5 protein-coding genes are annotated in these 13,510 nt (G+C 51.5%); 1 reads left to right on the plus strand and 4 read right to left on the minus strand.

Going from position 1 to position 13,510, the window contains the following annotated elements; genetic code table 11:
- Positions 1-46: 46 nt before the first annotated feature.
- The 4 genes from GmarT_RS02660 to GmarT_RS02675 all read right to left on the minus strand — a co-directional run bounded on the left by GmarT_RS02660 (position 47) and on the right by GmarT_RS02675 (position 10,687).
- A complete protein-coding gene (locus GmarT_RS02660; protein ID WP_002648280.1) occupies positions 47-2,407 on the minus strand; it encodes a right-handed parallel beta-helix repeat-containing protein in 2,361 nt (786 codons plus the stop codon).
- 193 nt (positions 2,408-2,600) lie between these two features.
- A complete protein-coding gene (locus tag GmarT_RS02665) occupies positions 2,601-5,504 on the minus strand; it encodes a beta strand repeat-containing protein (protein ID WP_002648279.1) in 2,904 nt (967 codons plus the stop codon).
- 424 nt (positions 5,505-5,928) lie between these two features.
- The gene (locus GmarT_RS02670; protein WP_002648277.1) at positions 5,929-9,516 is read right to left on the minus strand and encodes a cytochrome c biogenesis protein; all 3,588 of its coding nucleotides are present in this window, start codon (positions 9,514-9,516) and stop codon (positions 5,929-5,931) included.
- Between the two features lie 61 nt (positions 9,517-9,577).
- Positions 9,578-10,687, minus strand: a complete 1,110-nt coding sequence (locus GmarT_RS02675; RefSeq protein ID WP_002648276.1) for a hypothetical protein — start codon at positions 10,685-10,687, stop codon at positions 9,578-9,580.
- A gap of 1,045 nt (positions 10,688-11,732) precedes the next feature.
- On the opposite strand from GmarT_RS02675, the gene GmarT_RS02680 reads away from it, so the two are divergent.
- Complete coding sequence (locus tag GmarT_RS02680; protein ID WP_002648274.1) at positions 11,733-13,508, plus strand: thioredoxin domain-containing protein; 1,776 nt, start codon at positions 11,733-11,735, stop codon at positions 13,506-13,508.
- Positions 13,509-13,510: the final 2 nt, after the last annotated feature.

A 13,510-nucleotide genomic window follows, 5' to 3' on the forward strand; every position in this document is an offset into this window, starting at 1 on the left:
CCTTATTTGGAGTCACGTGGCTGCGATGAATAAAATGCGAATATTCTTACGGAGCATTCACGACATTACCCGTAGTATTGACGGTGACGCCGTTATTGTTGGCTGAGAGATCCGAGAGGTCCTGGATTCTGATAATGCCTCCGGAATTCGTCGTGAAGTCGAATGGTTTGTGAGCCGTATTACCAAAGATTGACATGGTCAAATCAGAGCCGGCATTTTCCGAATAGATCAGCAGGTCGCCACTTGTGCCTGCATTATCTGTAAAGATATTCTGAGTGACCCGAATATTCGCCGCTGCCCCGTTTTTCACATCGACACGTACATTAAACAGGTTGGGGCCGATCCTGTTACTGGTGATGAAAAAGTCATGGTTCGTACCCTGGTTTATTTCGGCAATCAGGCCGTAGTAAAAGACGTTAGAGTCGGTGTAGTCGGAGAGGATATTATTATTGACGGTGGTTGTTGTGGCTCCGCTGGTCTGATAGTTCAGCCAGATTCCTCTGCCGTTCGTGGCATGATCGTTGCTGGCGATCTGGTTATTCGTGATATTTGTAATTGCCGACCCGTTCAGATAACTGACCTGGATCCCATTGAAAATGGCTGATCCAGCAATACTGTCGTCATCGTTCAGGATGATGTTGTCAGTGATCGTCGTCTGTGCCAAACCAGTAGAATTGCCCGTGTATTTAATTCCTCCAGCCAGCGAGAAGTCGACGCCGGAGATCTGGTTGTTGCGAATCCGGGCCGTAATATTACCGACGGTCGTGGAGACGTTAATCCCGTTGTCAGAAGTCTGTACGAGACTGGAAATGATATTGTTGTCAACTGTCAGGTCCGTATCACCGTTAAGCTCTACATTGATGGCGTCATCAAAAGCTGTCGAAACACTTTTAATCGTGTTATTGCTGACCGTAATAGTACCGGAACTGTCTTCGATATCGATGGCGTCGTCACTGACGTCCTGCAGAGTGTTATTGAGAATGGTTATACCTTGAGAATTGGCGATGGCAATTCCTGAAGTCGAACCGTTTGTAATCGTGTTATTGGCAATCGTGATATTCTGTACGCCATCCGCCATGACAGCCGGGTTGGCACCGCCGCTGGTAATATTAAACCCGGACAGCACACTGTTATTGCCCATAATGAAATTCCCTGTGACCTGGGGAGTCAGACCGGTATTCGAATCGGGCAGACTGACCTGTCCGATCTGGGTGTTCAAAAACTGGGTCGGGCCGGACGAGAGCACCTGGGTCTGATCGGCGAGGGTGAATGTGCCGGTTTCCGAATCGCTGCGATGATCGTAGACTACGACATTACCGGCCTGCGTCCGCGGATCGGCAAAGGCGGCGGCTAACGTGGCATACGGGTCTTCGTAAGAGCCATCGCTGTTCCCTCCGCTGGCGACATGCATGAAGTAATACGGGTTCCCCGTGGCAGGATTGATCAGCAGTCCCCCATTGGGATCCTGGATGGACTGGTTGTCGACTACTATGCTGCGGAGACGTTCCGGCGATTCCCCCAGTCGGTCGCGAGCCGGAATATCGGCTTTCAGTCCAGCGCGTCGTCCCGTGATACTCGGCCAGGAAATCGACACCGAAAAATTAACCGTCGTATTGAACACGCGATCGTTCTGCACACCCAGATTCAATGCGACCATATCTGAAATGCGATTCTCTACGCGGGTTTTCCACCCCCACGCCTGTTGACTGCCGGGTGCCTGAAAATGATACCAGCCGGCAAACGCCCGCACATCCATCGAGTCACTGGTCAAAATTTTTCGTCCCGCTTCCATATCCACGCCGGTCATTGCGGCCTGGTAGTAACGGGTCAGAATTCCTCCGTAGAGATAATGCCCGATAAACTGACTGGGGCCTCCAACCGTGTGTGACGTGCCGACCAGTGAGCGTCTGCTGCCTGTAGGCACATACCAGTTCAGGCGCGCGTCCCACAGGTCGCCCAGCGTTTCAATACCGCCTGAAACCTGGCTGAAATTGCGCGTGCCTGTGTCGCGCGTGTCGTAGTACACATATCCGCCGATCGTGCGTCCCCATTCGGGCAGGTACTGACGGGCACCAAAGCCCACATTGGACCCCAGGTTCTGGTTCTGATCATCCAGTAACAGTCGCGCATCGAGAAATGTGAGCCAGTTGCCATCTTCCGCTTCAAGTAAAGGCAGAAAACCATCCAGCGAAGAGAGGCCCCCGATCCGACCAATGGTATCACCGGCCTGATAGCGATAGCCGAAATGCGGTTGGTAACGCCTGAACCAGGCCGAGTCGCCAAAGAGTTCTGACACATCACCGGTCACGTTTTGTGTTTCGGGAACGGGGAGTGTCTCAGAAGAATCAGCCAGGAGCGAGCAGGGGGCGCAGCTCAAAATCAGCAGCCCGAGAGAAAATAGTTTCATGGAGTCCATTCCACTTGATGCAGCACATTACTTTTAAAGCCTATGAAAAATCTTCGACGCAGAATTGAGAGGGCTGAAGAAAAGTTCAGAAAAAACATGTGTGAACAAGCGGCCTGTTCCGGTTAGTTAAAACAGGATGTGTAGTGAAGTGTTCGGCTTACAACAAGCTGTCAGATCATTGATTCAACAAAGATCAGGGAGTGTTCTGGATGGTTCCCGGTCCCAGCAGATTGATGGTGGCACCATTGTTGTTTGGCTGCAGGTTCGGCAGATCGTCGATGTTGATTGTACCGCCCACACCGGCGAAGAAGTCCAGTGCAGTGTCCGTTGTATTCCCCGTGACATCCATAAAGATCGTATCGGGTGAGAAGACAGCGACATCCAGGCCGCGACCGCCCACGCCGGCACTGCCATTCAACAGGTTGTTTTGCACCTGCACCGTTGCCGAGGCGCCTGATGCGTTATTCAGCAGGATCTCAATTCCGTCATCAAAAAGTCCACCCGTTTGCGCAATCTGGTTATTGTTGATGAAGGCACTGTGATTCACGCCTCGATCAATGTCCAGGGCAATCCCGTCTGTAAACAGGGCCGCATTGTTGTCATCGGAAATGGTGTTCTGGGTGATATATGATGTGGTTGTCCCTGTTGTATTCAAATTGAGATAGATACTGGTTCCAAACAGGTTCACCAGATCGTCGGAGTCGATCGTGTTCTGCGAGATCGTCGTCGTGGCGGAGCCATCATCGTAAATCACGTTGATCGCATTTCCAAAGGCCCCCGCGGTATTGTTGATTGTGTTGTTGGAAATGTTGGTCGTCATCACCCCATTCGCAGTACCGTGGAATGTGATGGCATCGCCGAAGGCGCCAATTGTGTTGGTGATGGTGTTACCGGTAATCGTGGTGTTTACGACGCCGGTTGAGTTACTGGTAAAATCAATCCCATTTCCGAAGGCGTCCACGAAACTGGTAATCTGGTTGTCTCTGATTCGAGTCGTCACATCTCCGGAACTGGCTGTGACTTCAATTCCCGAACCGGCAAGCGCAATCACACTGGTAATGGTATTGTTGTCGATGTCAACGTTCGAATTTCCATTGAGGGTGACGTCTATACCGGTACTAAAGGCAGTTACAATACTTCTGATCGTGTTGCCACTGATGGTACCGTTTCCATTACCACTCACCGAGATGCCATCAGAGTCGGCATTGTTGATCGTATTGTTAGAGAAATTGAAGTTCTCAACATTCAATCCGATGATACCATATGTCGTTGGTGAGTTGATGGTAGTGTTTTTGATGGTGACATTCTTCGAGTCAGCAATTTGGACGCCTGAGAACCCACTGTTATTGAGTGTCCCGCCGTTGAGTGTGACGCTCCCGCTTACATTATTGATATCCAGCGGTGCCAGAGTGGTGTTGCTGGTGTTCAACTCGGCGATAGTGATATTCGCTGAGCTGTCGTCGATATCAACGGCCGTCGATCCATTGCTGGTTGTGATTTGACCGAACTCAATGGTTCCGCCTGAATTCGCAATCACGACTGCATTCCCATTGGTATTCGTAATGGAGCTGTTGGTAAAGGTCACATCAGCCGCGTTTTGGCTGCCCGTAATTGACACGCCCAGACCACCCGTTTTTGTGAGGGGGGTTTGGTCGAATGTGGCGGGGCCTGTTAAATTTGTCAGGCTGATAGCCGTACCAGCTCCGTTATGATTGATCGTATTGTTTGAGACCATCAGGTTCCCCACGCCATTGGCAATAATCGAAGATCCAGCACCAGTGGTGGTGATATCAAACCCGGACAGCACGCTGCGGTTATTCAGAGTGAAGCTACCCGTGATATCGGGGTTGATGCCAGTGCCGGAGTCAGGTAACTGGATCTGGCCGATGGTGGAAGTGATGAACTGCGTCGGTCCTGCTGAAAGGACCTGCGTGTTGTTTGCGAGAGTAAAGTCGCCTGTTTCCATACCGTTGCGGTGATCGTAGACAACCACATTACCCTGTTGTGTGCGCGGATCAGCAAAGGCGGCGGCCAGTGTTGCATATGGGTCTTCATAAGAACCATCGCTGTTTCCGCCGGTGGCGACATGCATGAAGTAAAAAGGCAGTCCCGTGGTCGGATCGATGACAAGGCCGCCATCCGAGTCCTGAATTTCCTGATTGGCAACGACAATGCTGCGGAGTCGTTCGGGGCTTTCACCCAGTCGATCCCAGGCTTTCAGGTCAGAACGGGGGCCTCCTCGCAGGCCAGTGATACTGGGCCACTGGATGCCGACAGCAAAGTTGACGGTGGTATTGAAAACCCGATCGTTCTGCACGCCCAGATTCAATGAAACCATATCAGAGATGCGGCTCTCAATCCGGGACTTCCAACCCCAGGCCTGTTCACTGCCTTTGGCCTGGAAATGGTACCAGCCTGCATAGGCGCGAAGGTCCATTGATTCGTTGGAGTAGAATTTGGCACCTGCTTCCATATCCAGGCCTTTCATTGCGGCCTGATAGTAACGGGTAAAAGTACCCCCCGTCAGATAATGACCGACGAATTTATAGCTCCCACCACTGGTGTGTGTCGTTGCATACTGATTGCGTGTCTGGCCGGTAGGGACATACCAGTTGAGCCGCGCATCCCAGATGTCCCCCAGTGTTTCGATACCACCGGAGACCTGATCGAAGCTGGCATAACCTGCATCACGGGTGTCGTAGTAAATATAGGCCCCGATGGTGCGTTGGTATTCGGGAATATATTGACGGGCACCGACACCAACATTCGAACCCAGATTATGATTGTCATCACCCAGCAGCAGTCGCGCGTCGATGAAGGTCAGCCAGTCGCTGTCTTCCCCTTCCAGCAATGGGAAGAAGGCATCAAAGGAGGAAAGCCCGCCGATGCGTCCGATGGTGTCGCCGGCTTCGTAGCGGTACCCGAAATGCGGCCGGTAACGGCCAAACCAGCCAGAATCGCCGAAAAGTTCAGAGACATCCCCGTTGATCTCTTCCTGCGGAACACCCGATGGCTCCACAATGGGATCGAGAGTCTCAGCTGATATTGAGTACGGCGCACAGAGTGAGATCAATAAAGCAAGATAGATGCGTTTCATGGAGTCCATTCCAGTAAGAATAAGCTGTTATCAACTCAGTCGTCTAAAAGGCTCCACACGCTGAACTGCAATTATTTGCAGTGGTTCACAAGTCTCGAACAGGTCCTGTTCAGGTTCGGTGAGTCAAAATAGGATGCTGTTGCGGATTAAGATGATCAGCATTTGAGTGTGACATTGAGGGGAACAGCCAGTCACTGGTATTCTGAACCAAACTCAAACCCAGTATCAAAGGCAACATATTATGTCTTATTTGCAGACAGAGAGGGCCGGTCTGCAATTTTCAAAGTACTGCCCAGCCTGTATCCACTGCGAACGGTATTACCACTGTTTGTGCCATTACTTGAACGGGTCAACAGATCGTGCCCACCAATCCGATACGGGCTATCATCGTTCAATGTTTCACTCCACTGCGTGTAGATTTCACTCAGGCATCTCGCTTTTTGAAACTCCACCACTGGTTCTGTGGGATCAGTGCGACAGCCATTACGGCAAGTTGTGAGAGCATAAACAGCCCCAGCGCTTTCAGGACTCCTTCGGTGAAACCATAAGAATGCAGTCCGACACCGAGTTCGTTCACACCAAACCAGGACCAGCTGGTGACGATGTTTCCGCCGATCGCAAGGATGGCCAGACCACGGTCTTTGACCATGCCACCCCAGCGTGCGTGTAGCACAAGTGCATTCCAGAGCACGATGATCAATGCGCCGTTTTCTTTAGGATCCCAGCCCCAGAAGCGGCCCCAGGAATCGTCGGCCCACAGACCACCGAGCACGGTACCAAAGAAACTCAGGATGATCGCAAAGCAGAGGACGCCGTACAACATGCGTATCACTTCTTTGCCTGCCGTTGCCGTCATGCGGGGAGTACAGGTACCCCACAGGATATAGAATACGCCGAGTAGACCCGCGACAAAAGTCGCCGCATAACCGAGTGTAATACAGACCACATGGGTGGCCAGCCAGAACTGTGTATCCAGGACTGCCTGCAGCACGGCAAACGTATCACCATCGCCGGCGAGCATGTGCGCAATCAGCAGTGTCGAAAATCCAGCGACCGAGGCCAGTAAACTGCCGATGCCCAGTCGATTGATTTTTTCAATGACAATTCCCGCCAGTACAGCTCCCCAGCCGATAAAGACAGCCGATGAATACAGGTTGGTAACCGGTGGTCGTCCCGAAATATAAATCCGGCCAATCAGCGCGAGAGTATGCACAAAGAATGTGAGGCAGATCAGCCAGAACGCCGCGTTGCCCAACGGTCTGGGCCAGAACAGGAACGAGAAACAGACCATTACAAATGCGAATATGTAGAGCACAGAGCAGTAAAAAAAGGGTTCAAAGTGATTGAAGAATGCTTCGAAATCGACTTTGGACAGGCTGGTGTGTGGCAGATCTGCTTTGTGCTTGTTCAACCAGATCTGGTAGTTGCGTACCTCTTTATTGAATTCACTCACATCATCACTGGCATACGCCACGAGCATTTTCGTCCAGGCTTGTGTGGCTTCGTTTTCCTTATCCTTGGCAAAACTGGCTTTGACCAGGTCGCGGGTCCAGGCATACGAATAAGTCTGCCATTGATCATCATTCTCACCTTCGCCTCCCGGAGGAATGGCGCGGGGCGGGTTGCGACGCTCCAGCATCCCATGGCGGCGGATCGCTTCGATCAGGTCATCGCGGGCCGACTCAGCCCGGATTTCCGGCGGTTTGAATGATGAAATCAGCAGGTCAACGGTGCCGATTTTCTTTTCGAGATCGAGTACGCGTGACTGATACAGGGTCGCATTCCCTTTACCCGCTTTTCGTGCCAGATCAGACTGTTTCATCAGTTCAGGCATTTGTTCGATAAAGTCGTCAAACGAATAACGGAAGCCAGCGCGCTTGGACAGCTTGAGCGTGGTGAGTAAATCCGGATTTTCAATCCGAATGACCTGGTATTCAAAGGCATCCTGTGGTTTGGCAATGGTATCCAGGAACCATTTGATGGCCGGTTGCTTTTCGCCGTCCTGATCTGTGAATTCCTGTTTACCCGAGATAATTCGCAGACTGTTGCGAGCCAGGGTATCAACGGGCTTGGTCCGGCCTTCATATAAAATCGGCAGTTGGCCGAATTCATACAGGTTCATCTTATTGGAATCCGGTTTCGGTACCCGGGCTTTGCTCATGAGGTAGCCGCCAAAAATTACGACAATCAGAGCCGGGATCAGGTACTTTGTCAGTTTTTCCTGCAGGCGTGCCCGGTTCTGCCAGGCCAGATCATTTTCTTTGCCAGTTGGTATAAACTCATTGACGTCTGATGGCTCGTTTCGCTGTTTTTCACGACGGTTTAAGTATCGCAACAGCGTAATCATGAAGTGATACAGCATGCCCACCACCACGATCATGCAGGAGACGTAAGGAATCATCCAGCCGACATTCGTGACGACGGACAGGGTTGTCATTTCCTTTCCAGTGGTCGGATCAGCATGGTAACCGCTCTGGTAAAAGGTTTCGCCACTGTAACGCAGCGGGTTGTTCATCCAGACTTTGATTTCCCGATCGACATTGTTGGTCGGATCAACCAGTTTGATGTCAGAAGAATAGCTCATTACCGTGTTGGTGCCTGCGTAATCATCCTTGCGGACATCGTTGAGCGTGACGGAATAAGGTTTGTAATATCGTTTAAAACGCAGGTAGAGCTGATAGGGTGTGCCGTCTACGACCACCGGCTGCCCGATTTCCTGTAACGCCATTTCCAGGTCGACCAGGTAGATCCCCAGAGTCTCAGACGATTTTTTGTCGATCACTTTAATATAGGCAGCCGGCGTGTCGACGCCGCCCCCCATGTCAGTACCACTGGCACTCCGCATCGGTAACGCGATCCAGTCCAGGCCGATTCCGGCTGTCGCGGGATTCTTGGTCTCTTTCTGTTCTTCAGGAGTCAGAGAACTCACTTTACGCAGGGACGCATTCGGATAATATTTGACCAGCTCGTAGTCGAAGGGGAGTTTCGGGTCAGAGACAACCTGCTGCTGTTTTGCCAGCAGAATCGACTTGGGGATGACGGTGACCTTGTCTTCCTGGGGGTCTGTTTCATCAATGATGGCCAGTTCGATCTCACGGATATCATGTACGAAGTTGGTGGTCTGGCCTTCGGAGATGGTCATCTGGGTTTCGACGGCCATTGTGCCGACAATCAGTTCGCTGAGCATCATCAGGCCGACGCCGGCATGCAGTAACACAACGCCCGCCCGTTTCTTGAACAGGAAAATACAACCGGAGAGCAGGACACAGCCTGCAAAAGTGGCTTTGATCAACTGCCATAGAATCCGCATGGAGGCATCACTGAACCGTGCCGCCTGCCCCTGGGAAATAAACCAGGCTAATAGACAGCCCAGCAGGATCGTGATTCCCAGGATCAAGCCACGTTCTGCTCTGCGATGTTTGTCGATGTAAAAAAAGAGGACACACCCCGCGACTGTCGCAACCCCGACTCCCGCTTCCAGCAGCCACCACAGTGCCTGCCAGCTCAACAGCGAGTATCCCTGGAACCCATCTTTGTTGGCCCCACTGATGATCACCAGCCACGTCACCAGGGATCCTGCGGCGATAATCGTCCAGCCGATAGTTCGCTGTTTCCCTTTTGCCTGCACTTTAAAACGAATCAGGTGGGCAGCGAACAGGTTCAAGCCCATCAGGAAGCCGATCAGCCAGCCTCCCGGGAAGTAGATAAAGCCGGGAATATTCTGCTGGTCGAGATTCGGGAAAAAGGAAGGGGGGAAAAAGATTTTGAACTCAATTTTAGCAATACCGGTACGGAAGTATTCGTCGATGACGACCCAGATGTCTTTATTCACCTGGGCCAGGGTACCCGCCAGGATAATAAAGATGGCCATTGCAAACAGCACCACCGTCAGTCTCAACGAAGACAGAGGCGACAGGACCTTCAGGAATGTTTCATTGAAGTTGGTTTCCCCGGAATCGGATCCGCGTGTCGCCGTTTCGTCTGTCTGATCGGGAAGGGTATTGGTTGCCATGCTTGTATCCTGAATTGAAAACTCAAGTAAAAAGTTCGTTGAGTGAGGGAGTCGTCAGCTGTTATTCAAACCGGATCGATTTTACAAACTGTTTGAAGCGGTCTTGTTCCTGTTCGGCCAGCTTGACCGGACCTGTGAATTTCACAAACCAGGCGAGGTGATCCCGGTAAATGATGGCTCCTAAAATTGCGATACGCGGTTTTGCATCTTCCGGTCCGATGAGCTTGACGTAAGTAGCTTCCAGATCGCCGACCTTGAGCTGTTCTGACTGTTGGGGAAGTTCGGCTTCAGTGATGTCTTTCAAGCCGACCTGATCCCGCCAGCGATTGACATTCAGCAGTAACGGATTGCTCTCTCCATTCAGATCGATGACGGTGACTTCACCGGTTTCGTCGCCACTGGTGATGTTGAAAGCAGCTTTTCTCATCCCGCCACTGCGACCCGGTTGCCAGCCTTCGGGAGTTTCATATTTGATTGAGGCAGCAGCTGGAGGATTCGCCGGGCCTGCTGCAGGACCTCCCGGGCCCCCCATCATGCCCGAGGCAAACGGGGCACGGCTCATCGGGTTGCCGGCCATCATTCCGTTCAGGCTGACGACCGAAATGGTCTCATCCCCTGATTTGAGTGTGAACAGTTCGGTGTCGAGCGCGGGTGATTTGTCGGCAGCCGCCTTGATGTCCTCTGCTGAAATCGAGTCGAGACCCACCTGTCCGCGCCAGCGATTGATGTTGGAGAGTAAGTCCGCTGTCTGATCACTGCCCGCGGGAAGTGGAATCACAGACAGCTCCACTGCAGGGTCAGTCTCCTTGACTTTCAGAGTCGCAAATCGCATGGAACTGCCCGGTTCCTGAGTCCAGTTTTCAGGCAGCTTCCATTCCGGTTTGTCGCCGTTGAGTGTGACTGATTTCATGAATTGAATGAAGTTGTCGAATTCGGCTTTGACCTGATCCGGCTCTCCGGTCATTTTGAAAAACCAGTTTTGCGGACTGCCGGGCACGATGGCCGCCAGCATACGCGTTGGTTTCGCAGGAGCAGCCGTCATGTCAGGTAGAGCAGAATTCTGAGAGGAAGCACCTTTAGAAACCGTGTAAGAGGTAATTTCTTCCTGTTTGCGGCAGCCGGTTGACAGTGACAGGACTGCGATCAGAGTTACGAGGCATATCTGTTTCATGTGTCTCAATCGAATAGAAGGTTTTGTCTATGGTATTCTGTTACAGCTCACTGCTGCAGCGTTACAGGCTGAACCGGGGGGCTGATTTCGCTACACGAAATCAATTCAGCAGGGCCTGACTGTTGATGTTACGGATACTTTTAGAGTCACAGAAAGAGATTCTGTAAAAATGTTCAAGGTGGGTGATTTAAGAAAGAATGTCTTTCTGCAGGGGTTTAAGTCGTTTGGTATTATAATCTTAAGGGTGATTTTGATCGCCCGTGTTAAGGATCGTGCCTCAGCGGCGGACCTCTACTCTATTATAGTTGCCCGGCAACAGAAAAGTACACAACCAGTTCCCGTCTGCTCCTGAAAACCTCTGCATTCACTCGCTTTCGTCACCCCCGCCGGTCTGCAGAAACGGGATCCCAAAAAACGCGAAAATTGCGGTAAAAATTACAATGCCTTGCAAAAAAGTCACAAAAAAGTTTTCGCTGAGAGGCGATTGTAAAAGCTTCCAGAGAAAATTCTATTTACAAGGAATTCTCTTTAATGTATTTACGCATTCCTGCGAATTTTTCGCAAAATAATTTAACTTTCTGGTACACCAGATGCGTGAACTTAAACTGACCCGTCACAAATGGGACTCTGCTCCCGTTTCTAAATGATATCAGTACACAGGTACGGAACCGACAATTCAAGCGATTCAGAGCAGTTGGTCAGGAAGACCGGGCTCGATTCCCATTAAACTACCCATATTACCAGCAGATTGCTGGTGACAACCGTTTGGCATGGAAGCCGCATAGTGAAGCTAATTTCACCGACATCGCCTGTTGATGCGTTCAACCAGGCTTTGAAAGTTCAAACTGTCGAATCTCTTCAGATTTCAAGAGGGTTCCTGCAGTTTTCCGCTCACACTGCTTCTCTGCAACCGGCGACCATTCAGGTTGCCTGCTCTCAGCCGCAATCACGTTCTGATGCCTGGCTTGAGCTAAGAGAGAATACCCCTTTATCTGAATTTAAAACGCCTTGCGCGTTGAAACCAACCTTTTTGAGGAGTTGGTAGATGAGGTTTTTTACGACAGCCTTTCTTACAGTTGTAATCCTTTCCGGATCAGTACAGGCAGCGGCACCCAAAGGTGTGCTGTTGGATTTTACTGCCACCTGGTGCGGTCCCTGTCAGAAAATGAGTCCCTTAATCTCACGTTTAAAGCGTGAAGGTTATCCGATTAAAAAAGTAGACGTTGATCAGGAACCGGATCTGGCGAAACGTTTTAATGTAACCAGCATACCGGCGTTTGTACTGGTGGTGGAAGGCAGAGAGGTCGCCCGTTCGGTGGGATCAACGACCGAGAGCAACCTGCGAAGAATGCTGGCCCGCATCCCCAGTTCAGAACCCGAACAGCCTGCCCGCGAGAACCCTGTTGTTTTCGCTGCGAATGAAAGTCGAGCCAGCCAGCCTGCAGAGACTCCCATTCACCTGACGCAGAACGAAACAAAACCGGAAAAGAAATCTCGCGGCTTTAATATTCCCTTCTTTGGTAAATCAAAAGAAGAAGAGTCGGTCCCGGTCGAAGAACCAGTGATCCGTGCCCAGTTCGGCGACTCTGCCAGTGATCCGCTGGCAGATGCAGCTCCGCAGAAAGAAATTATCAACTTTCGGGCCAGCACGGTTCGTATTCGTGTCAAAGATAAAAAAGGCATGGACCTGGGATCAGGAACTGTAATCCACAGTGCCGTCGGTCGCACATTGATTATGACCTGCAGTCACATCTTCAGTGAACTGAAAAGTGATTCGGTCATTGAAGTCGATGTCTTCCAGGGAGAGAAGTTTGATACCTACGTGGGAACCCTGGTTCGCTACAATATGCAGGCCGACGTGGGGCTGATCTCCATTCCCACATCAGGCGTGGTGGCAGCCGCAAAAGTGGCCGGTATTGAACAGGAAGTCAAAACAGGCGATGTCGTCGCCAGCATCGGTTGTAACGGCGGTGCACTCCCCACACTGGAAAAGATCCAGGTGACGGAACTGAACCGCTTTCTGGGACCCGACAATATCGAATGCACGGGCATGCCTGTGCAGGGACGTTCCGGCGGCGGATTGTTTGACCGTTCCGGTCGACTGGTGGGTGTCTGTTTTGCGGTGGAAAAAGACGAAAAACGTGGTCTGTATGTCGGCCTGCCGATGATTCATAAGCTGCTGGATGAAGCGCAGCTGACTGCCATCTATAAAGAACCGGCTGTCGCAGAAACCGTACCCGAAGTCAAACTGGCGATGAGCGAAACGCCACAGGAAATGACGCCTGCTCCCAATCAGGAAATCCTGGATGAATTTCTGGAACGGGCCATGCCTTCCAGTCAACCCGTTGCTTCAGGCACAACCGGAAACCCCGATCTGTCTCAACTGCAGGCAGCCCTCGATCAGGCTGGCGAAGCAGAAGTCGTCTGCATCATTCGTCCTCTCAATAAGCCTCAATCTGCCAGCCGGGTTGTGATTATCAACAAAGCCAGCTCGAAATTTGTATCTTATCTGTCGGGTGAAGTGGGTAATCAGCCCACACCAACTTCGGCACGTTTTCAACCGGCAGAAACACTAAGCCGGACAGAGCAGCCAGCACAAACTCTGCAGCAGGAACGGATCAGTCGCAGCCTGCCACGCACCGCCCGCGTCAATCGGGTACAGAGTACAACTCAACCCGAAGTCACGGGGTTTCGTGCTCCTTCTTCCTTTACTCAGACTACCAATAAAACCACGGTCTCCCGTGAAGAACGTCAGGGCAAAATCCAGGAAGTAGAACAGCAACTGCGACGTTATCGCCGTTCTGCGGATTCCCGTCGATAAAA

This window comes from Gimesia maris (assembly GCF_008298035.1).
Taxonomy (GTDB): Bacteria; Planctomycetota; Planctomycetia; order Planctomycetales; family Planctomycetaceae; genus Gimesia; species Gimesia maris.

Excerpts from the sequence above, each read along its gene's own strand:
- GmarT_RS02670 (WP_002648277.1), bottom strand. The coding sequence starts at position 9,516 with ATGGCAACCAATACCCTTCCCGATCAGACAGACGAAACGGCGACACGC.
- GmarT_RS02680 (WP_002648274.1), top strand. The coding sequence starts at position 11,733 with ATGAGGTTTTTTACGACAGCCTTTCTTACAGTTGTAATCCTTTCCGGA.
- GmarT_RS02675 (WP_002648276.1), bottom strand. The coding sequence starts at position 10,687 with ATGAAACAGATATGCCTCGTAACTCTGATCGCAGTCCTGTCACTGTCA.
- GmarT_RS02665 (WP_002648279.1), bottom strand. The coding sequence starts at position 5,504 with ATGAAACGCATCTATCTTGCTTTATTGATCTCACTCTGTGCGCCGTAC.
- GmarT_RS02660 (WP_002648280.1), bottom strand. The coding sequence starts at position 2,407 with ATGAAACTATTTTCTCTCGGGCTGCTGATTTTGAGCTGCGCCCCCTGC.